We start from the raw sequence: 20005 nt of genomic DNA on the forward strand, positions 1-20005 counted from the left end.
CGGCTCACAGGCCGGACTCGCCCGTGCGGATCATGATGCGACGGCACTCCTCGCACCGCACCACCTCGTCCTGGGGGGCGCGCCGGATGCGGTCGAGGTCGACGTTGCCGAGCTCGAGTCGGCAGCCGCCGCACCGGCGGTGGCGCAGCTCGGCAGCCGCGAGACCACCGCTGCTTGCGCGGATCTTCTCGTAGAGGGCGGCGAGGTCGTCACCGACGCCGGCCACGATGTTCGCCCGGCCGGACCCGACCTGGACCGCCTCGGCGTCGAGCTTCTCGAGCGCGGCCGCACGCTCGGTCTCGAGCGACTCGACCTTCTGGACGAGCTCGGCACGGCGCGCCTCGAGCTCGGCGACCCTGGCCGTGAGCGACTCGGAGCGCTCCATCACCTCGATCTCGACGTCCTCGAGCTCGGACTGGCGGCGGGCCAGTGAGGCCAGCTCGTGCTGGAGAGCCTGCAGGTCCTTGGCGCTGCCCTGGCCGGCGTCGAGGCGTGACTGGTTGCGGGCCGCGCGGTCGCGGACGAGCTGGACGTCCTGGTCGGACTTCGTCAGCTCGCGCTGCACGTCGCCGGCCGCCGTGCGGGCGTTGACGATCTCCGTCTCGAGCGTGGACAGCTCACGGCGCGCCGCCTCGACCGCCGGGGTCTGCGGCAGCCTCGCCTTGGCGTGGGTGATCTGGTCGAGGCGCGTGTCGATGGCCTGCAGGTCGAGCAGGCGCCACTGACGGGACGGGTCGGCTTTCAGGACACACCTCCGGGTTCGGGGGCCGCCCGGTGCTCCCGGGCGGCGTTGGCACCGACGACGAAGGTCCACGGCTCGGTGCGGATGGCTGAGACTCTGGCCTCGACCCTAGTCGCTCGGGCGCCGTGCTCCAGCGCGGCGAGGAGCCGGTCACGGCCGTTGGCGAGCCAGAGCGACTCGGTGGCCCAGTGCCCGGCGTCGACGAGGAACGGGCGACCCCCGCGGGCCTCCTCGCGAGCCTCGAGCACGGGATGGTGGCGCAGGTCCGCGGTGACGTAGACGTCGGCGCCACTGGCGCGGACGTCGTCGAACCGGTCGTCGCCGGAGCCGCCCATGACCGCCACGACCGACACCTCTGCGGCCGGGTCGCCGCTGACGCGGATGCCGCCCGCGGTCGCGGGGAGTGCTGCCGCGAGCCGGTCTGCGAACTGCGCCAGGCTCGTCGGCGCAGCCAGCACCCCGACCCTGCCGATGGCCTGGGCGCCCTCGGTCGAGAGCGGTCGCTGGTCGGTGAGCCCGAGCGCGTCGGCGAGGACGGTGGAGACGCCGGGGTCGGCGACGTCGGCGTTGGTGTGCCCCACCCACAGCGCGACGCCGGCTCGCACGAGCGCGGTCACCGAAGCGCCCTTGGCGCTGGTCGTCGCGACCGAGTGGACCCCTCGCAGCAGCAACGGGTGGTGGGTCACCAGCAGGTCGGCGCCCCAGCCGGCCGCCTCGTCGATGACGGCGAGGGTCGGGTCGAGCGCGAAGAGGATGCTGCGTACGGGCTGGTCGGGGTCACCCGACACGAGACCGACGCGATCCCAGTCGGCTGCGCTCTCGAGCGGGTAGAGGGACTCCAGCGCCGCGACGACGTCGCGCAGCCGGAGGGGTCCCTCGAGGTCTAGGGCTGGGTCGTCCACGTGGGCCCGGCCGGGCTCGAACCGACGACACCCGCGGTGTAAACGCGGTGCTCTACCAACTGAGCTACAGGCCCTCACGCACCAGCAGGTGACCTGTGGACGTCACCGGCGGGCGGCGGTCAGCCTACGGCATCGGGTGCGGTCGCGCGGAGCGCCGCGAGCGCCTGTCGGTATGCCGTGAAGTCGCGTCCGTGACCGATGCCTCGCACCTCGGTCCAGACGATGTGGCCGGTGCGGTCGACGAGGAAGGTCCCACGCGTCGCGTAGCCCTCCTCGTCGTCGAGCACGCCGTAGCGCCGGGCCACCTCGCCGTGCGGCCAGAAGTCCGACAGCAGCGGGAAGAAGTGCCCCTCGGCGTCGGCCCACGCGCGCAGCGTGTACATCGAGTCGCACGAGATGGCGAACACCTGGATGTCGCCGTCCTGGAAGTCCTCGAGCCCGTCGCGGATCTCGCGCAGCTCGCCGCGACAGATGCCCGAGAAGGCCGCCGGGTAGAACACGACGACGGCGTTCTTGACGTCGCGCACCGCGGACAGGCTGACGTCGACGCCGTACTGGTCGACGAGGGTGAAATCGGGTGCGAGCTCGCCGACCCCCAGCGGGGCGGCCGCGTGGACCGACTCAGTCGGGTGCGCGTTCATCATGCAGCCAGTCTGTCACCAGACGTGCGGCGGCCCGAATCGTCGTCAGCGCCTCGGGCCCTTCGGCGGCATGAGGCGGGTCGCCGCCCACTCCTTGGCGACGTTCACCTGGCCACCCGTGACGAGGCCGGCTGTCGAGGCGGCCTCCTCGACCTCGCTCGCGTCGACGTGACCGGGACGGCCGGCCTTCGGCGTGAGCAGCACGATGAAGCCCTTGTCGAAGAGCTTGGTCAGCCCGTCGACCATGAGGTCGACGAGGTCGTCGTCGCCGTCCCGGTACCAGAGCAGCACCCCGTCCGCGCCGTCGTTGAAGTCCTCGTCCTCGAGCTCGCTGCCGATGACGTCCTCGATGCCGAACCGCAGCTGATCGTCGACGTCGTCGTCATGGCCGAACTCCTGGATGATCTGCCCGTTGGCAAACCCGAGCTTGCTGAATGACGCCGCTCCCGCGGTCTCGCTCACTGTCACCGGTCCTCTCGGTCACGGCCCACGCGCCTTGGTGCCGTGGTCGGTCGCATCTGTCTTACCAGTGACACCACGATCGCGGCATCACGGCCACGACATCCAGTGCACTGGATCGACGCTACCGCGCGAGCGCGGTCCGGCGTCGGCACAACGCCCAGTCCGCACCGACGGAGCCGGGCGCGGCCGCCCTCACCCGCGCCCCGGCTCGCGGAGCGAGCGCCACGGCGTACCACCGAGTAGGGCCCGGTGGGGCCGAGTGACCCGTCCCATCGCTGGACCCGGGTGTGACGGTCACCACGGATTGGTAGAGGATGGGCGGAGCAGCGGCGTGGCCGACCGGTCACGCGCGCGGCGGACGCGACGAGAAAGGACCCACGACGTGGCATCCGAGGCCGGCCCGATCCTCAACGGCATCCCCAGTCAGCTCCCGGACATCGACCCGGACGAGACGCAGGAGTGGATCGACTCCCTCGACGCCGTCCTCGACGAGAAGGGCCGCACCCGAGCGCGCTACATCATGCTCAAGCTCATCGAGCGGGCGCGCCAGCAGCAGGTCGGCGTGCCGTCGCTGACGGCGACCGACTACATCAACACGATCCCGCCGGAGCGCGAGGCCTGGTTCCCGGGTGACGAGGACGTCGAGCGCGAGATGCGCCGCTACATCCGCTGGAACGCGGCGATCATGGTGCACCGCGCACAGCGCCCCGGCATCGGCGTCGGCGGGCACATCTCGACCTACGCGAGCGCCGCGACGCTCTACGAGGTGGGCATGAACCACTTCTTCCGCGGCAAGGACCACGAGGGCGGCGGCGACCAGGTCTACTTCCAGGGCCACGCCTCTCCCGGCATGTACGCGCGCAGCTTCCTCGAGGGCCACCTGACCGAGGCCGACCTCGACGGGTTCCGCCAGGAGAAGAGCCACCTGGTCGACGGCAAGGTCAAGGCCGTGCCGTCCTACCCGCACCCGCGGCTGCTCCCCGACTACTGGGAGTTCCCGACGGTGTCGATGGGCATCGGCCCGATGAACGCGATCTACCAGGCGCAGTTCAACAATTACCTCCACAACCGCGGCATCAAGGACACCAGCCAGCAGGACGTCTGGGCCTTCCTCGGCGACGGCGAGATGGACGAGCCCGAGTCACGCGGCCTGCTCCAGCTCGCGGCCAACGAGGAGCTCGACAACCTCAACTTCGTCATCAACTGCAACCTGCAGCGGCTCGACGGACCGGTGCGCGGCAACGGCAAGATCATCCAGGAGCTCGAGGCGTTCTTCCGCGGCGCCGGCTGGAACGTCATCAAGGTCGTCTGGGGCCGTGGCTGGGACCCGCTGCTAGCGGCCGACCGCGACGGCGCGCTCGTGCACATCATGAACCAGACGAGCGACGGCGACTACCAGACCTTCCGCGCCAACGACGGCAAGTACGTCCGCGACCACTTCTTCGCCCGCGACCCGCGCACGGCCAAGATGGTGGAGAGCTGGAGCGACGACCAGGTCTGGTGGGACCTCAAGCGCGGCGGCCACGACTACCGCAAGGTCTACGCGGCGTACAAGGCGGCGCGCGAGCACACGGGCCAGCCGACCGTCATCCTCGCCAAGACCATCAAGGGCTACGGCCTCGGGTCGCACTTCGCCGGCCGCAACGCCACGCACCAGATGAAGAAGATGACGCTGGACGACCTCAAGGCCTTCCGCGACAGCCTGCGCATCCCGATCACCGACGAGCAGCTCGAGGCCAACCCCTACCAGCCGCCGTACTACCACCCGGGCCCCGACAACGACGTCATCAAGTACTCCGTCGACCGGCGCACCAAGCTCGGCGGCACGCTGCCGAGCCGACGGGTCGCCTACGAGCCCGTCAAGCTGCCGGGCGACGAGGCGTACGCCCAGGTGAAGAAGGGCTCGGGCAAGCAGGAGGTCGCCACGACGATGGCGTTCGTCCGCCTGCTCAAGGACCTGCTGCGCGACAAGGAGTTCGGCAAGCGGATCGTGCCGATCATCCCCGACGAGGCGCGCACGTTCGGCATGGACGCGTTCTTCCCGACGATCAAGATCTACAACCCGAACGGGCAGAACTACACGCCGGTCGACGCCGAGCTGATGCTCGCCTACCGCGAGAACGAGCAGGGCCAGATCCTGCACCTCGGCATCAACGAGGCGGGCTCGCTCGCAGCGTTCACCGCGGCCGGCACGTCCTACGCGACGCACGGCCAGCCGATGATCCCGATCTACGTCTTCTACTCGATGTTCGGCTTCCAGCGCACGGGCGACTCGATCTGGGCGGCCGCCGACCAGATGAGCCGCGGATTCCTCATCGGGGCAACGGCCGGTCGCACCACGCTGACCGGCGAGGGCCTGCAGCACGCCGACGGCCACAGCCCGCTGCTGGCGTCGACCAACCCCGCCGTCGTGCACTACGACCCGGCGTACGCCTACGAGATCGCCCACATCATGCAGGCCGGTCTCGACCGGATGTACGGCGAGGGCCATACGGCCGCCGAGTCCAACGTCATCTACTACCTCACGGTCTACAACGAGCCGATCCAGCAGCCGGCCGAGCCCGAGAACGTCGATGTCGAGGGCATCCTCAAGGGCATGTACCGCCTCAAGGCCGCCGACACGCAGGGCTGGACCCACGAGGCACCGCGCGCACAGCTGCTGGGTTCGGGCGTCGGGCTCCCCTGGGCGCTCGAGGCGCAGCAGCTGCTCGCCGACGACTGGGGCGTGGCCGCCGACGTGTGGTCCGTGACCTCGTGGAACGAGCTGCGACGCGACGGCCTGGCCGCCGACGAGCAGGAGTTCCTGCACCCCGACGGCGACAAGCGCGTGCCGTGGGTCACCCAGTGCCTCGAGGGCACCGAGGGTCCCGTGGTCGGTGTGTCCGACTACATGCGGGCCGTGCAGGACCAGATCCGCGAGTGGGTCCCCGGCACGTACGCCACGCTGGGTGCCGACGGGTTCGGCTTCTCCGACACCCGCCCCGCCGCGCGTCGCTTCTTCCACATCGACGGTCCGTCCGTCGCGGTGCGCACGCTCCAGCTGCTCGCAAAGGAGGGCAAGGTGCCCGCCGACGTGCCCGCCAAGGCCGCCGCGAAGTACCAGCTCGACGACGTCACCGCCGGCACGTCCGGCAACGCGGGCGGCGAGAGCTGATCCGCTGACGTATGCCGTCTGGCCCGGGTCCCGTGCGGGGTCCGGGCCACACGCGTACGCCCCGGGTGGCGATCGGGAGGACGTGTCCGGGGGGCCAAGGGCCGAGCGCCGCGTCGGTGTTGCTCCACACGCAACAGTGGCGTAGCGGTCGACCGGGATCGCCCCTGAGCCCATTGGATAACTATGCGCTGCTGTGCATATACTTACATCCATGTCCAAGGTCCTCACCTCGCTCCCCGTCGGCGAACGCGTCGGCATCGCCTTCTCCGGCGGCCTCGACACCTCCGTGGCTGTTGCCTGGATGCGCGAGAAGGGCGCGGTGCCCTGCACCTACACGGCCGATCTCGGTCAGTACGACGAGCCCGACATCGACTCCGTCCCGGGCCGCGCAGGGCAGTACGGCGCCGAGCTCAGCCGGCTCGTCGACTGCAAGACGGCGCTCGTCGAGGAGGGGCTCTCGGCCATCGCGTGCGGGGCGTTCCACATCCGCAGCGGCGGCAAGACCTACTTCAACACCACTCCCCTGGGCCGCGTCGTCACCGGCACCCTGCTCGTGCGCGCCATGCAGGACGACGGAGTCTCGATCTGGGGCGACGGCTCGACCTTCAAGGGCAACGACATCGAGCGGTTCTACCGCTACGGCCTGTTGGCCAACCCGAGCCTGCGCATCTACAAGCCCTGGCTCGACGCCGACTTCGTCACCGAGCTCGGTGGCCGCCACGAGATGTCCGAGTGGCTCACGGCGCGCGACCTGCCCTACCGCGCCTCCGCCGAGAAGGCGTACTCCACCGACGCGAACATCTGGGGCGCCACCCACGAGGCGAAGACCCTCGAGTTCCTCAACGAGTCCATGGAGGTCGTCGAGCCGATCATGGGCGTCCGCTTCTGGGACTCCTCCGTCGCCATCGAGACCGAGGACGTCACGGTGCGCTGGGAGCGCGGACGCCCGGTCGCGATCAACGGCCAGACGATCCCCGACGCCGTCGCGCTCGTCGACGAGGCGAACCGCATCGGCGGCCGTCACGGGCTCGGCATGAGCGACCAGATCGAGAACCGCATCATCGAGGCCAAGTCGCGCGGCATCTACGAGGCCCCAGCCATGGCCCTCCTCCACCTCACGTACGAGCGGCTCCTCAACGCGATCCACAACGAGGACACGATCGCCAACTACCACGCCGAGGGGCGCAAGCTGGGCCGCCTTCTCTACGAAGGCCGCTGGCTCGACCCGCAGGCGCTCATGGTGCGTGAGTCCATCCAGCGCTGGATCGCCTCGGCCGTCACGGGCGAGGTCACGATCCGCCTGCGCCGCGGCGACGACTGGTCGATCATCAACACCGCCGGTCCCGCCTTCAGCTACCACCCCGAGAAGCTCTCGATGGAGCGCACCGAGGACGCGGCGTTCGGCCCCGTCGACCGCATCGGCCAGCTGACGATGCGCAACCTCGACATCGCCGACTCGCGCGCCAAGCTCGAACTGTATGCCGCCCAGGGCCTCCTCGGCGCCGAGGCGCACGAGCTCGTGGGCGAGCTGGCCCCCGGTGGAGCGGCCGCGATCTCGGCCAACCCCGCGGCCGCCGACGTCGACGACCAGGACGACGCACTCGACCGTGCCGCCATGGAGTTCGGCACCGACTGACGAGTGACGGCAGGAAGACTCGCCTCCGCCGTCTGCGGCAGACTGCGACACCGGACACCGGCTCCGAGCCGCGCTCGTGCAGCCGAAGTTGTGAACGGCATACAAACTCGGGGCATCCCGCCGCATAGGGTGTCCCTGTGGGCGGAGCGTCACGACAGCAGCCGAGCGAGCAGACCTCGCGCGCCGTCGAGCGCAGCGCCGGCGAGCTCGCGACGCTCGCCTCGCGTCGCATGGAGGAGCACCTGGCGTGGTATCGCCGGCTCTCCGCGGAGGAGCGCTCACACGTCGGGCTCGTCGCGCAGGCCGGCATCTCGCAGTTCATCGAGTGGTTCCACCAGGAGGAGAAGCAGTCCCCCTCGGCCATCTCGATCTTCGCCAACGCGCCGCAGGAGCTGACCCGCTCCGTCAGCCTGCGCCAGACCCTCGACCTCGTACGCACCGTCGTCGACGTCGTCGAGTCGAGGGTCGAGAGCCTCGCCGGCCCCGGGGACGAGCAGCTGCTCCGCGAGTCGGTGCTCCGCTTCTCGCGCGAGATCGCCTTTGCCGCCGCCGAGGTGTACGCCGGCGCGGCCGAGGCCCGCGGCGCGTGGGACGCGCGGCTCGAGGCCCTCGTCGTCGACGCAGTGCTGCGCGGCGAGGCCGACGACTCCATGCAGTCGCGGGCGAGCGCCCTCGGGTGGGGCGACGTCGCCGACGTGACCTTCGTCGTGGGCAGCACCCCCGCGACGCCGATCGGGGCCGTCCCCGCCGTCGACGACCTTCGCCGCTCCGCGCGCCAGCACGGCGTCGAGGCCTTGGCGATCGTCCAGCGCTCCAGGCTCATCGCGATCCTGGGTGGCACGCGCGAGGCCTCGCGCGTCGTCGAGCAGGTCGCCGACTGCTTCGGCCCCGGACCCATCGTGCTCGGACCCACCGTGCCCCACCTCTTCGCCGCGGGCCGCTCGGCCCGGGCCGCCCTGAGCGGACTCTCGGCCGCCGCCGCGTGGCCGAGCGCTCCCCGCATCCTCGACGCCGACGCGGTGCTCCCCGAGCGGGCCCTGGCCGGAGACCCACCCGCGCGCCGCGTCCTCGTCGACCGGATCCACCGTCCGCTGACGGGCAAGGGCTACACCCCCCTGCTGCAGACGGCGACGGCGTACCTCGAGAGCGGCGGGTCGCTCGAGGCCACGGCCCGCGTGCTGTTCGTCCACCCGAACACGGTGCGCTACCGCCTCGGCCGCATCTCCGAGGTCACCGGCTACGACCTCACGACCCCGCGCGAGGCGTGGGCGGTGCGCATCGCCCTCGCCCTTGGCCGGCTGGCGGGCGCTCCATCGGCCGCGCCGATCGCGGGAACCCCCTCGCGTATGCCGTCGGACGGGTCCGAGACCGTCTCACCCTCGGTCCTGCAGCGCGGCCACAGGCCTGTCGCCCCGAACCTCGTTTTGGAGGAATCCTCCAAAGTATCCCCGCCGACTTCGTGACATTCGGTGGCGAGGTCCTCACCGGTAACCGGGAAAGGTTGACCACGTGCTAGCGATCGTCTGCCCTGGACAGGGCTCCCAGACCCCCGGCTTCCTCGCCCCGTGGCTCGAGCTCGACGGCGTGCGCGACCAGCTGACCGCCCTCGGGCAGGCCGCCGGACTCGACCTCGTGGCCCACGGCACCGAGTCCGACGCCGACACGATCAAGGACACCGCCGTCGCGCAGCCGCTCATCGTCGCGGCCGGCCTCGTGACGGCATCAGCCCTTTTTCCCTCACGCGAGGACCTGACGGCCACCGGCGCAGTCCTCGCGGGGCACTCCGTGGGCGAGCTGACGGCCACGGCGCTTGCCGGTGTCGTCACCGACGAGCAGGCCCTCTCGCTCGTCGCGACGCGCGGACGGGCGATGGCCGAGGCCAGCGCCGTCACGCCCACCGGCATGGCCGCCGTGCTCGGTGGTGACCCCGACGAGGTGCTCGCGACGCTGGAGACCCACGGCCTGACGCCCGCCAACATCAACGGCGCCGGGCAGGTCGTGGCCGCCGGCACCCTCGAACAGGTCGAAGCGCTTCGGGGCGCGCCGCCCGCCAAGGCACGGGTCATCCCGCTCCAGGTCGCCGGCGCCTTCCACACCCGCCACATGGCCCCCGCCGTCGAAGCCCTCGCCGGCGCCGCAGCCGACATCGTCCCGGCGGCGCCCGCGCTGCGCCTGCTCTCCAACGCCGACGGCGCCACCGTCGCCGACGGGCCCGACACCCTCGACCGCCTCGTGCGCCAGGTGAGCAACCCGGTGCGCTGGGACCGCTGCATGGAGACCATGCTCGCGCTCGGTGTCACCGGCCTGCTCGAGCTCGCGCCCGCTGGCACCCTCGTGGGCCTCGCCAAGCGGGCGATGCCCGGCGTCGAGACCCTGGCCGTAAAGACCCCCGACGACCTCGAGGCGGCCCGCACCCTCGTCGAGACCCACCGTTCATGACCGCGCCCACTGCGAGCACCCGCGCCACTGGCGCGGCGACCCCATCAGGGGCAGGCTCGTGGTGACGGCCCGCACCGGCGGCGACCCCGTCGGCCGCGGCGCCCGACAGCGCCAGCTCCCGATCCACTGACCCCTCACTCCCGAGAAGGCCTCACGTGACCTCCCCCAGCACCGCTCCCCAACCCAAGGGCACCGGCAGCCTCGTCGACAACGGCGCCTCGCGCCACTCGCGGATCATGGGGGTCGGTGCCTACCGCCCGGCCCGCGTCGTCATGAACTCCGAGATCGTCGACAAGATCGACTCGAGCGACGAGTGGATCCGCGAGCGGTCCGGCATCATCAGCCGCCACTTCGCGGCCGCCGACGAGAGCGTCATCGACATGTCCGAGCACGCCGCCCGGCAGGCCCTCGAGCACGCCGGCGTCTCGCCCGAGCAGATCGGCTTCGTGCTCGTCGCCACCGTCACACACCCCTACCAGACCCCGGCCGCCGCACCCGAGCTCGCCTCGCGCCTGGGCTCGACCGCGCCTGCTCTCGACATCTCTGCGGCGTGCGCCGGCTACTGCTACGGCGTCGCCATGGCAAGCGACATGGTCAAGGCCGGGTCCGCCGACTACGTGCTCGTCGTCGGCGTCGAGAAGCTGAGCGACTTCACCGACCCGTACGACCGCGGCAGCGCCTTCATCTTCGGCGACGGCGCGGGTGCCTGCGTCGTCGGCCCGAGCGACACCCCCGGCATCGGCCCGACCGTGTGGGGCTCCGACGGCACCCAGCGCGACGCGATCACGCAGAAGCAGGCGTGGACCGACGTGCGCGAGTCCTGGCAGGCGGCGCAGGCCGACAAGAACGTCTGGCCCGCCATCGGCATGGCCGGGCAGACCGTGTTCCGGTGGGCCGTGTGGGGCATGGCCCCCGTGGCGCAGCAGGCCATCGACAAGGCCGGCATCAAGGCCGACGACCTCGACGCCTTCATCCCCCACCAGGCGAACATCCGCATCATCGACGCGATGGTCAAGCAGCTCAAGCTGCCCGCCGACATCCCCGTGGCCCGCGACATCGTCACGACCGCCAACACCTCGGCGGCCTCGATCCCGATCGCGACCACCCGGATGCTCGCCGAGCAGGAGATCCCGAGCGGCGGCCTCGCACTGCAGATCGGCTTCGGCGCCGGTCTCGTGTATGCCGCCCAGGTCGTCGTGCTGCCCTGAGTCCACAGCAGGCAGCCACACGCTCCCGCAGGTCCCGACGGGTCATTCGGGCCAGGCACGACATCCGACACGGATGGCAGACGAAGGCACCACCGACAACCAACAAGGAGCAGACAGATGGCTCAGTCCGAGCAGGAGATCCTCGAGGGTCTTGCAGAGATCGTCAACGAGGAGACCGGCCTCGACACCGCGTCCGTCGAGATGGATAAGTCCTTCACCGAGGACCTCGACATCGACTCCCTCTCGATGATGACGATCGTCGTCAACGCCGAGGAGAAGTTCGGCGTCCGCATCCCCGACAGCGAGGTCAAGAACCTCAAGACCGTCCGCGACGCCGTCACGTACATCGGCGGCGCGCAGTCCTGATCACCCGATCAGACGGCTTCCGTATGCCGTCCGGCTCGGCGGGCAGCGCCCCCCGCCGGACGGCATACGGGACCCACCACCACCCGTAGCACCAGCCAGCACCACCCCTCAGCCAGCACGCAGCACGACCCCCGACTCAGAGGAGCACGTCACCATGACGTCCAATCGCGACCGACGTGTCGTGGTCACCGGTCTCGGCGCCACGACGCCCCTGGGCGGAACCGCGCCCGAGACCTGGGAGGCCCTGCTCGCCGGCCGTTCCGGCGCCCGCCCGATGGACTTCGACTGGGTCTCCAAGTACGAGCTCCCGGTCACCTTCGCGGCGACGATCGCCACCAAGCCCGAGGAGGTCCTGGCCAAGGTCGAGACCCGCCGCCTCGACCCGTCGAGCCAGTACGCCCTCATCGCCGCCCGCGAGGCGTGGGCCGACGCGGGCAAGCCCGACGTCGACCCCGAGCGCCTCGGCGCCGCCATCGGCTCGGGCATCGGTGGTGTCTGGACGCTCCTCGACCAGTGGGACAACCTGCGTGAGAAGGGTCCGCGCCGCGTCTACCCGCTCGCCGTGCCGATGCTGATGCCCAACGGCCCGGCCGCGGCCGTGTCGCTCGACCTCGGTGCCCGGGCCGGCGCCCACACGACCGTCAGCGCCTGCGCGTCCGGCGCCGAGAGCATGGGCTACGCGATCGACATGATCCGCACGGGCCGTGCCGACGTCGTCGTCGCGGGTGGCACCGAGGCCGCCGTGCACGCCCTGCCGATCGCCGGGTTCGCCGCGATGCAGGCGCTCTCGACCCGCAACGACGAGCCCGAGAAGGCCTCGCGCCCCTACGACACCGGCCGTGACGGCTTCGTGCTCGGTGAGGGTGCGGCCGTCATCGTGCTCGAGTCCGAGGAGCACGCCCGCGCTCGCGGCGCCCGCATCTACGCCGAGCTCGCGAGCGTCGGCATGTCGGCCGACGCCCACCACATCACCGCGCCGGAGCCGAACGGCTCGGGCGCTTCACGAGCGATGCTGTATGCCGTGGAGCGGGCCGACCTCTCGCCCACCGACATCATCCACATCAACGCGCACGCGACCTCCACGCCGGTCGGCGACGTCGCCGAGTACAACGCGATCAAGCGTGCCTTCGGCGACCACACCGAGAACCTGTCGGTCACGGCGACGAAGTCGATGACCGGTCACCTGCTCGGAGCGGCCGGAGCGCTCGAGGCCGTCATCACCATCCAGTCGATCCACCACCGGCTCGTGCCGGCCACGATCAACCTGGACGACCAGGACCCCGAGATCCCGCTCAACGTCGTCACCGGTGAGGCCCAGAAGCTGCCCGACGGCGACATCGCGGCCCTCAACAACTCGTTCGGCTTCGGCGGTCACAACGTCGCCCTGGCGATCCGCAGCATCTGACCGAAACCTCTGCAGCGCAGAAGCCCCTCGTCCGTGGAACACACGGACGAGGGGCTTCTGCGTGAACCGACCTCAGCCCTTCACGCAGAGCAGCGTCGTGAGGCGCGCGACGACGGCCACGAGCGGGCTCGGGCCGGCCGTCTGGGCCGCGATGACCGACTCGAGGTCCTTGTAGGCCGCGGGGATCTCGTCGATCACCCCGGCATCCTTGCGGCACTCGATCCCGGCGGTCTGGGCCCGCAGGTCCTCGACCGTGAACTGCCGCTTCGCCGCGTTGCGCGACATCCGCCGCCCGGCGCCGTGGCTCGCCGAGTTGAAGGACTCGGCGTTGCCGAGGCCCCTCACGACGTACGAGCCCGTGCCCATCGAGCCGGGGATCAGGCCGAGGTCGCCGGCCCCGGCCCGGATCGCGCCCTTGCGGGTGACGACCACGTCGACTCCCTCGTACGTCTCCTCGGAGACGTAGTTGTGGTGGCAGCGCACCGGCTCGTCGAACACGACCCGCGGGAAGTGACGGCGGACGACCTCGCGGATCGTCGCCATCATGATCTCGCGATTGAGCAGCGCGTACTCCTGCGCCCAGTAGAGGTCGTGTAGGTACGCCGTCATCTCACCGGTGCCGGCGAGGAAGACGGCCAGGTCGCGGTCGGGAAGCCCGAGGTTGTGCTCGAGCGTCTTCGCCGTGGCGATGTGCCGCTCCGCGAGCTCCTTGCCGATGTTGCGCGAGCCCGAGTGCAGCATCAGCCACAGGTGACCGTCGTCGCCCTCACACACTTCCGAGAAGTGGTTCCCAGATCCGAGCGAACCGCACTGTGCTGCAGCGCGTCCCGCTCGGTCGGCGACCTTCGGCGCACGCAGCTCGGCGAACCGGCCCATGAGCCTGTCGAACCGGGCAGCCAGGCCCGCCTCGCGCGACAGCACCGGCGCCGTCCCGTCGTGCGCGTTCCAGCCGACAGGCAGCACGGCCTCTATCGCGGCGCGCAGCGGTCCTAGGTCGTCGGGCAGGTCGGCGGCCGTCAGGTTGGTGCGCACGCCAGTCATGCCGCAGCCGATGTCGACCCCGACCGCGGCCGGCGAGACGGCGTCACGCATCGCGATGACGGACCCGACGGTCGCGCCCTTCCCGAGGTGGACGTCCGGCATGACGCGCACACCGTGGACCCACGGCAGTCTGCTGATGTTGCGCAGCTGCTCGAGGGCGGCGTGCTCGACCTGGGCCGGGTCGGCCCACATCAGGGTGGAGGCCTGCGCGCCCGGGAGCGCGACAGGGAAGGTGGTCATGACTCTGATCCTTTCGTCACGCCGGCGGCGCTCGCCGGCCGGCTGTTGTCGGCCCGGGGCACACCCGGGGGCAAGGTCGGCCGCCGTCCCGGGTTGCCGCGTGGCCGGCTCGCTGGGGGCCGGCCACGCGGCACACCTGGTCAGGCGGAGCGGGCCTTGTGTGCCTCGGGGCGCACGTTGCCGGGCAGCTCGGTGGTGGGGCGCCCCTTCGCGAGCAGCTGACCGCCCCAGATGCCCCACTCGAGCCGGTCCCTCCCGACCGCGAGGCACGCCTCGGCGAGCGGGCACCCGCGGCAGACCGCCTGCGCTGTCTGCACGTCGGCCTCGGTCGCCGGCCAGAACAGCTCAGGGTCCTCGGCGGCGCAGTGGGGGACGGCGTCACCGAGCTCGAACGGGTGCTCGGTGGCGGCGCGGAAGATCCACGGCTCGACGCCGTTCGACACCGCGGCCGTCGGTCGGAGCCCGACCTGACCGAGGGACTGGGTGCGAATGCTGGTGCGGTGCCTGGTCATCGGTGGGCTCCTTCCGGGGCTACGTGACGGGAACGGGATCTCTGGCGGTGAAGAGGACGGTGCGGGTGGAGGCGGCGCCGGACTCGCGGGCGAAGTGCAGCGCCGCCCTGGTCGGGACGTACGGCTCCCAACGCAGCGGCATACCGGCCTCGTCGGGGGTGCGGTCGCCCTTGCGCGTGTTGCACGACTCGCACGCGGCCACGGCGTTGGCCCACGAGGTCGCGCCTCCGCGTGACCTCGGCCGGACGTGGTCCATCGTCGTGGCGGTGAACCGACCGCAGTACGCGCACTGCCCGCGGTCACGGAGCAGGACACCCTCGCGTGAGTAGGTCGCCCGGGTGCGCGAGTAGAGCCACTTCTGCTCGACGTAGCGCACGAGCCGGACGACGAGCGGCACCTGGTACGGGCCGAACCGCGCCGTCTCGTGGACCTCGACCGGCGTTGCGACGCCGCGCCAGATCATGCCCACGGCGTGCCGCACCGAGACGCGGTGCAGGAGTGTCTCGTCGGCGTTCCACACCTCGACCAGCGTCATGACCGACCACTCCTCTCTCGTCTCGTCCGGCCGGATCTGCTTGGGATACAACGAAAAGAGCCGCCGACCGGGGTCATCCCGGTGGGCGGCTCGGTGGACGGAGCACGTCAGGCTCGGTGCGCGTCAGCGAGGTCGCAGTGGGGATGCCGTCGGACGGCCCACGGGTGCCGGATGCGGCACTCCCCTGGGAACGGGTAGGCCGCATCGACGAGGCGCAGGCTGCGCTTCGCGTCGGTGCTGGTTCCCGTTGCCATGTCGGCCTCTCGGTGCTGTCGTGGATGGGCGTGGATGCCGGGGTCGCGAAGGATCCCCGGGCGGCCCGGTTGATGATGACAGGTCGGCGGCTGTGCGGGCCACTCGTTTTACCTTCGTTGGGGGCGTCCGGCCTCCCGATCCCCTCGCCGGCCTGTAGGCGTGTGACGGCCGCCGGGACGCGACGAGGGCCCGGGAGCACGAACCGCCCGGGCCCTCGTCGCCCTGTGGACGCGCTGGAGGACGCGACTCACGGGGTGCCGGCCAACTCAGCCGACCTTGTGCAACCACCTGACGGGCGCGCCGTCGCCCGCGTACCGGAAAGCCTCGAGCTCCTCGTCCCACGGGACGCCGAGCAGCAGGTCGATCTCGTCCTGGAGCTCCTCGACGTCGCCTCGGGCACGCAGGACCGCCTCGCGCAGCCGCTCCTCGGACACGACGGCATCTCCGGAGGCGGACGTCATGGCGTGGTGGATGCCGAGCCGCGGCGTGTAGGACCACCGGGCGCCGTCACAGCCGGGCGACGGGTCCTCGGTCACCTCGTAGCGAAGTCCGTCCCAGCCGCGCAGCGCACTGGCCAGCTCGGCGCCGGTGCCCGACGCTCCGGTCCACGACAGCTCGGCGCGGACGAGCCGGGGAGCAGCGGGCTGCGGGATCCAGTCGAGCGTCACCCGCTGGTCGAGGACGGCCTCGATCGCCCACGTGATGTGGGGGCACAGCGCTGCCGGGGCTCCGTGCACGAACAGAACCCCACGTGTCGTGGTGCGTGGCATCGCGACAGGCATCCGAACCTCCTGAAGTTGCAGGGACGTCTTCCCCAACGCCTGCTACTTCGAGACCGGACGATCTCTCGTGCTACCCGAACAGCGTGCTCGGCTGCGAGCACTCGCTCATTGTGCACCATGAGACACACGGGCACCAGCAGTTGCACGACCGAAATGTCCGGTCAGGACGCGCGCGGCACACCCGGAAAGAGGTAGACGTCGTCGCCGCGAACCTCCACGCGGTGAGTGCGGACCGGCTTGGTCGCGGGCAGGCACATGGGCTGACCGTCGGCCAGGCAGAAGCGGGTCGCGTGCAGCGGGCACTCCACCTCACCGGCCTCGATCCAGCCCTCGGCGAGCGATGCGTCCTCGTGCGAGCACGTGTCGTCGAGCGCGTAGTAGGTGCCGTCGTCGTCACGGAAGAGCGAGATCGGCTCAGTCGTCGACGTCACGTCGGTGTCGAGCACGAGCGCCTCGCCCGGTTCGACGTCGTCGACCGCGGCCACGCGGATGCCGTCACTCATGCGTTCGTCCTGGGGAACTCGGGGTGCAGGGGTCGTCCGCGAGCCTAGAGGGTGCACTGCGAGCCACGTCGCCCGGTGCCGGTGGGCCGAAGCCGGCGTGAGACGGGAACGCGCTCGTGGCTAGACTCCGTGCGACCTCGTCGGGCCGTCGCCGACCCCCGGGGTCCCGGGGCAGTAGCTCAGCCGGTCAGAGCAGCGGACTCATAATCCGTCGGTCCAGGGTTCAAGCCCCTGCTGCCCCACCACACGTTTTTGGCGCACGCCAACCGGCATCGGCGGCATGTGGACGCCGCCCCTTCAGGCTTCCACGGGGTCTCGGCGGCACATCTCGGGGCGAGCACATCCAGCATGACCGGATCATGAGCGGCGATGCGCACCCCGTCCTGCGGCACGAGGGCGACGCCGGCGCATCCCGCCCCCTCGGCGAGGCGGGATGCGGGATCGTGCCGTTCAGGCGGCGGCTACGGTCACCGCCCCGCGACGAGGTTGGACCGGGCCGACAGGGCGCCGCCGCCCACCGCGTTGATGGCCTGCACGGTGAACCGGTAGCTGCCGACCGCCGGCAGGGTCATCGCAAGCGTCCTGGTAGTGGCTGGCCGAACGGTGGAGACGGTCGTGGACAACACCGTTCCCGTGGAGCTCATCCGCAGCGCGCGGACTCGGTATCCGGTGATTGCCGAGCCGCCCGTGCTGGCCGGCGCGGACCATCTCGCGGTGGCCGTGATCGTGCTACCAGCGACCCCCGCGACCGCAGTGCCGATCACCGGCGCGCCCGGTGTGGTCGCCGGCGTCACGTTCGCCGCGGCCGAGTACGCCCCGGCGCCGCCCGCGCTCACGGCGCGGACCTGGACGCTGTACGTCGTGCCGTTGCTCAGGCCGGTCACCACGAGGCTGCGGGCGGTGGCGGCGGCAGCGCGCAGGGCGCCTACCTGGACGCCGACCCGGGTGATCCTGACCTGGTAGCCCGTGACCGCGCCTCCGGTGGTCGGGGCGGCCCAGCGGACGGTTGCGCTGACGTTGCCACGGGTCGCCGTCACGCCCGTCGTGGATCCCGGAAGGGCCGGAGCCCTGGGGACGACGGCGTTGGACACCCCAGCGGGACTCGAGCCGACGGCGCTGACGGCCTTCACCTGAAGGGTGTAGGTCGTTCCGTTGGTCAGGCCGGAAACGGTGGCCGCCCGTGCCGTTGCAGCCACACTGAGCGCCGTGCCGACCGGCGACGCGCCGTTGAAGGCCTGCACGGTGTAGCCGGTGATGGGCGAGGTGCCCGGGCTGGCCGGTGCCGTCCAGGTGACGTTGGCGGACCCGTTGCCCGCGCTGGCGGCCACTCCGGTGGGAGCGCCGGGCGGGTTCTGCGGCGCGGCCGGCGTCACCGTGTTGCTCCGCTTGACCAGACCGGCCCCGGCCGGGTTCGTGGCCGAGACGTCGAAGGCATACTGCGCGCCGTTGGTCAGTCCGGTCATCGTCGCGGTGGTCCCCGCGGTCACGATGACGTCAGCCGGCTGGGCGCCGGTCAGGGTCACCGCGCTCACCCGGTACGAGGTGATTGCTGCGCCGCCGTCGCTGGTCGGCGCCGTCCAGGTGATCGTCGCCCGGGCGTCGCCCGCCGAGGCGACGACGGTTGCCGGGGCCGAGGGTGGGAGCGCGGAGTTGATCACGTACGCGTTCGTCGACACGGCGCTGGAGTTGCCTGCCGGGTCGACCGCGATGGCGTTGAGCGTCTGGCTCGCCGTGACCGAGATCTGGCCGCCGTAGCCGGCGGAGGCCGAGGTGGGCGTGCTGCCGTCCACCGTGGTGTACATCGGCAGGTTCTCGGGGTTGGACAAGGTGATGGCCTGGGCCGTGGTGTACGTGCCGGCGGGGGGCGTCGCCACCGGGGCCCCCGGCGCGACCGTGTCCTTGATGAGGGTCTTCGAGGCGCCGGTGATCACACTGCCTCCGGCGAGGGTGTAGCTGCCGGCTGCCGTGAGCGGGCCATCCACGAGGGTGCCCCTGAGGGCAGCGGGCAGGGTGACCGACCACGTCTGGGCGCCGGCCGCCGGTGCGGGGGTCGCGGCGGGCGCCGTGACCACGGTGCCGGCCGCGTCGGTCAGCGTGACGGTGACCGAGGTCGCGTCCTGCGCGGTGCCCGAGAGCACCAGGTCGCCCGCGTTCGTCGCGACGTTGAGCGACGCTGGTGTGCTGCTGGTGACGGCATAGCTCGACTGCGGAGCGGAACAGCCCGCCGCCGGGCCACCGACCGCGCCGTACTCGTAGATCGTGCTCTCCACCGGGGAGCCGAGCGCGTTCACGGCCGCGGGCGCGCGTCCGAGCCACAGGTTCCGGGACTCACCGGCGTTGACGGCGATGTTCTGGTCGTGGGCGTCGAGGCCGGTCCACGTGGCGGTCCAGCTCGTTGACCCGGGGGCGTCATAGACGGGGGTGGCCCGGATGGAGCGCTTGCCGTTGGCGTCGAAGGTGAGGTTCTTGGCGATGACCCGTGCCTCGAACGAGCCGGCGGCCAGCTGGGCGCCCGTCGCGTCGGCGGCCATTCCCTTCATGACGATGGCCCCACCGACGTTGGTGGCCGGCTGGGTCACCGTGACGTTGGCGGTCGGCGTCTCATCGGCCACCCCGTTCTGGTCGGTGACCCGGACGACGTCCCCGGGCAGGATGTCTGGCGTGACCGCCGACCAGCACGGCACCCCGAGGTGGTTGAGGTCGATCATCCCGTCGAAGGCCGGCGTCGCGGGGTCGTCCTTGGGGATCACCCCGGTCGAGGTGCCGATGACGACACCGTTGCGGACGACCTCGAACGTGAGCACGTCGCTCGCCGCGTAGCCGTCGGCGTGGATGAAGTCGCGCTGCGGGAAGACGATGATGCTGTGCCCGTTGGCGGGCGGACTGTTGACCACGATGGCGGCCGCCGCGGCGCCGGCAGGGCTGAGAGCGACGCCGACCGCGCTGATGGCGACCGAGCACGCAAGACCAAGATGCAGTCCGGCACGTCGGCTGCCGCCCGACCCGCGCGGTGTGAACAAGGCAATGGACATGGAACGGCCTCCTCAAGCCAGCCACCTGAAGACGTCGGCGCGCCCGTCGGAGATTCGACGATGATGTGGGTCCGACGGTGCACTCGAGACCTCGGAGAAACCTTGTGCTTGTGCGGCACGACCCCTTCGGGCCGGGACGTTGGACCCTGT

At 71.2% G+C, this 20005-nt stretch carries 18 protein-coding genes and 2 tRNA genes; 8 read left to right on the plus strand and 12 right to left on the minus strand.

What is annotated here, in order from left to right:
- Nucleotides 1–4 precede the first annotated feature (4 nt).
- The 5 genes from AB4091_RS09065 to AB4091_RS09085 all read right to left on the minus strand — a co-directional run bounded on the left by AB4091_RS09065 (nucleotide 5) and on the right by AB4091_RS09085 (nucleotide 2747).
- Nucleotides 5–814: a zinc ribbon domain-containing protein gene (locus AB4091_RS09065; RefSeq protein ID WP_442291423.1), complete on the minus strand. Its 810-nt coding sequence runs from the start codon at nucleotides 812–814 to the stop codon at nucleotides 5–7.
- On the minus strand, nucleotides 742–1644 hold the full coding sequence (locus AB4091_RS09070) for a Nif3-like dinuclear metal center hexameric protein (protein WP_442291424.1): 903 nt from the start codon (nucleotides 1642–1644) through the stop codon (nucleotides 742–744). Before AB4091_RS09070 ends, AB4091_RS09065 begins: the two co-directional genes overlap by 73 nt.
- 1 nt (nucleotide 1645) lies before the next feature.
- Nucleotides 1646–1718, minus strand: a tRNA-Val gene (locus tag AB4091_RS09075).
- 45 nt (nucleotides 1719–1763) lie between these two features.
- The gene (locus AB4091_RS09080) at nucleotides 1764–2288 is read right to left on the minus strand and encodes a peroxiredoxin (protein ID WP_442291425.1); all 525 of its coding nucleotides are present in this window, start codon (nucleotides 2286–2288) and stop codon (nucleotides 1764–1766) included.
- A 42-nt stretch (nucleotides 2289–2330) separates the two neighbouring features.
- A complete protein-coding gene (locus tag AB4091_RS09085) occupies nucleotides 2331–2747 on the minus strand; it encodes a DUF3052 domain-containing protein (RefSeq protein WP_442291426.1) in 417 nt (138 codons plus the stop codon).
- 382 nt (nucleotides 2748–3129) lie between these two features.
- Between AB4091_RS09085 and aceE the strand changes: the two genes are divergently transcribed.
- From aceE to fabF, 7 genes are all read left to right on the plus strand, one after another.
- On the plus strand, nucleotides 3130–5901 hold the full coding sequence (aceE, locus tag AB4091_RS09090) for a pyruvate dehydrogenase (acetyl-transferring), homodimeric type (RefSeq protein WP_442291427.1): 2772 nt from the start codon (nucleotides 3130–3132) through the stop codon (nucleotides 5899–5901).
- Between the two features lie 211 nt (nucleotides 5902–6112).
- Nucleotides 6113–7537: an argininosuccinate synthase gene (argG, locus tag AB4091_RS09095; RefSeq protein ID WP_442291428.1), complete on the plus strand. Its 1425-nt coding sequence runs from the start codon at nucleotides 6113–6115 to the stop codon at nucleotides 7535–7537.
- 137 nt (nucleotides 7538–7674) lie between these two features.
- On the plus strand, nucleotides 7675–9000 hold the full coding sequence (locus AB4091_RS09100) for a PucR family transcriptional regulator (RefSeq protein ID WP_442291429.1): 1326 nt from the start codon (nucleotides 7675–7677) through the stop codon (nucleotides 8998–9000).
- A gap of 46 nt (nucleotides 9001–9046) precedes the next feature.
- Entirely contained in the window at nucleotides 9047–9976 is a 930-nt protein-coding gene (locus AB4091_RS09105; RefSeq protein ID WP_442291430.1) for an ACP S-malonyltransferase, read from the plus strand.
- Nucleotides 9977–10131: 155 nt separating this feature from the next.
- Nucleotides 10132–11184, plus strand: coding sequence for a beta-ketoacyl-ACP synthase III (locus AB4091_RS09110; protein WP_442291431.1), 1053 nt, complete (start codon nucleotides 10132–10134; stop codon nucleotides 11182–11184).
- A 117-nt stretch (nucleotides 11185–11301) separates the two neighbouring features.
- Complete coding sequence (locus AB4091_RS09115) at nucleotides 11302–11550, plus strand: acyl carrier protein (protein ID WP_385905824.1); 249 nt, start codon at nucleotides 11302–11304, stop codon at nucleotides 11548–11550.
- A 154-nt stretch (nucleotides 11551–11704) separates the two neighbouring features.
- On the plus strand, nucleotides 11705–12955 hold the full coding sequence (gene fabF, locus AB4091_RS09120; RefSeq protein ID WP_442291432.1) for a beta-ketoacyl-ACP synthase II: 1251 nt from the start codon (nucleotides 11705–11707) through the stop codon (nucleotides 12953–12955).
- Between the two features lie 72 nt (nucleotides 12956–13027).
- On the opposite strand, the gene AB4091_RS09125 is transcribed toward fabF, so the two are convergent.
- The 6 genes from AB4091_RS09125 to AB4091_RS09150 all read right to left on the minus strand — a co-directional run bounded on the left by AB4091_RS09125 (nucleotide 13028) and on the right by AB4091_RS09150 (nucleotide 16823).
- Nucleotides 13028–14236 carry an RtcB family protein gene (locus AB4091_RS09125; protein WP_442291433.1) on the minus strand — a complete coding sequence of 403 codons (1209 nt, stop codon included), beginning with the start codon at nucleotides 14234–14236 and terminating at the stop codon, nucleotides 13028–13030.
- 140 nt (nucleotides 14237–14376) lie between these two features.
- The gene (locus tag AB4091_RS09130) at nucleotides 14377–14748 is read right to left on the minus strand and encodes a WhiB family transcriptional regulator (protein WP_442291434.1); all 372 of its coding nucleotides are present in this window, start codon (nucleotides 14746–14748) and stop codon (nucleotides 14377–14379) included.
- A 19-nt stretch (nucleotides 14749–14767) separates the two neighbouring features.
- Nucleotides 14768–15283, minus strand: coding sequence for an HNH endonuclease (locus AB4091_RS09135; protein ID WP_442291435.1), 516 nt, complete (start codon nucleotides 15281–15283; stop codon nucleotides 14768–14770).
- A 107-nt stretch (nucleotides 15284–15390) separates the two neighbouring features.
- Entirely contained in the window at nucleotides 15391–15537 is a 147-nt protein-coding gene (locus tag AB4091_RS09140; RefSeq protein WP_442291436.1) for a hypothetical protein, read from the minus strand.
- 267 nt (nucleotides 15538–15804) lie between these two features.
- Complete coding sequence (locus AB4091_RS09145; protein WP_442291437.1) at nucleotides 15805–16320, minus strand: DUF3145 domain-containing protein; 516 nt, start codon at nucleotides 16318–16320, stop codon at nucleotides 15805–15807.
- A gap of 161 nt (nucleotides 16321–16481) precedes the next feature.
- Complete coding sequence (locus AB4091_RS09150) at nucleotides 16482–16823, minus strand: bifunctional 3-phenylpropionate/cinnamic acid dioxygenase ferredoxin subunit (RefSeq protein WP_442291438.1); 342 nt, start codon at nucleotides 16821–16823, stop codon at nucleotides 16482–16484.
- A gap of 168 nt (nucleotides 16824–16991) precedes the next feature.
- Between AB4091_RS09150 and AB4091_RS09155 the strand changes: the two genes are divergently transcribed.
- Nucleotides 16992–17068: transfer RNA gene (locus tag AB4091_RS09155), tRNA-Ile, on the plus strand.
- A gap of 222 nt (nucleotides 17069–17290) precedes the next feature.
- Here the strand turns inward: AB4091_RS09155 and AB4091_RS09160 are convergent.
- Nucleotides 17291–19855: a fibronectin type III domain-containing protein gene (locus AB4091_RS09160; RefSeq protein ID WP_442291439.1), complete on the minus strand. Its 2565-nt coding sequence runs from the start codon at nucleotides 19853–19855 to the stop codon at nucleotides 17291–17293.
- Nucleotides 19856–20005: the final 150 nt, after the last annotated feature.

Source organism: Terrabacter sp. 2RAF25, from assembly GCF_052115265.1.
Taxonomy (GTDB): Bacteria; Actinomycetota; Actinomycetes; order Actinomycetales; family Dermatophilaceae; genus Terrabacter.

Coding starts and splice junctions, on each gene's coding strand:
- argG (WP_442291428.1), top strand. CDS start 6,113: ATGTCCAAGGTCCTCACCTCGCTCCCCGTCGGCGAACGCGTCGGCATC.
- fabF (WP_442291432.1), top strand. CDS start 11,705: ATGACGTCCAATCGCGACCGACGTGTCGTGGTCACCGGTCTCGGCGCC.
- AB4091_RS09140 (WP_442291436.1), bottom strand. CDS start 15,537: ATGGCAACGGGAACCAGCACCGACGCGAAGCGCAGCCTGCGCCTCGTC.
- AB4091_RS09150 (WP_442291438.1), bottom strand. CDS start 16,823: ATGAGTGACGGCATCCGCGTGGCCGCGGTCGACGACGTCGAACCGGGC.
- AB4091_RS09130 (WP_442291434.1), bottom strand. CDS start 14,748: ATGACCAGGCACCGCACCAGCATTCGCACCCAGTCCCTCGGTCAGGTC.
- AB4091_RS09135 (WP_442291435.1), bottom strand. CDS start 15,283: ATGACGCTGGTCGAGGTGTGGAACGCCGACGAGACACTCCTGCACCGC.
- AB4091_RS09160 (WP_442291439.1), bottom strand. CDS start 19,855: ATGTCCATTGCCTTGTTCACACCGCGCGGGTCGGGCGGCAGCCGACGT.
- AB4091_RS09080 (WP_442291425.1), bottom strand. CDS start 2,288: ATGATGAACGCGCACCCGACTGAGTCGGTCCACGCGGCCGCCCCGCTG.
- AB4091_RS09145 (WP_442291437.1), bottom strand. CDS start 16,320: ATGCCTGTCGCGATGCCACGCACCACGACACGTGGGGTTCTGTTCGTG.
- AB4091_RS09125 (WP_442291433.1), bottom strand. CDS start 14,236: ATGACCACCTTCCCTGTCGCGCTCCCGGGCGCGCAGGCCTCCACCCTG.
- AB4091_RS09115 (WP_385905824.1), top strand. CDS start 11,302: ATGGCTCAGTCCGAGCAGGAGATCCTCGAGGGTCTTGCAGAGATCGTC.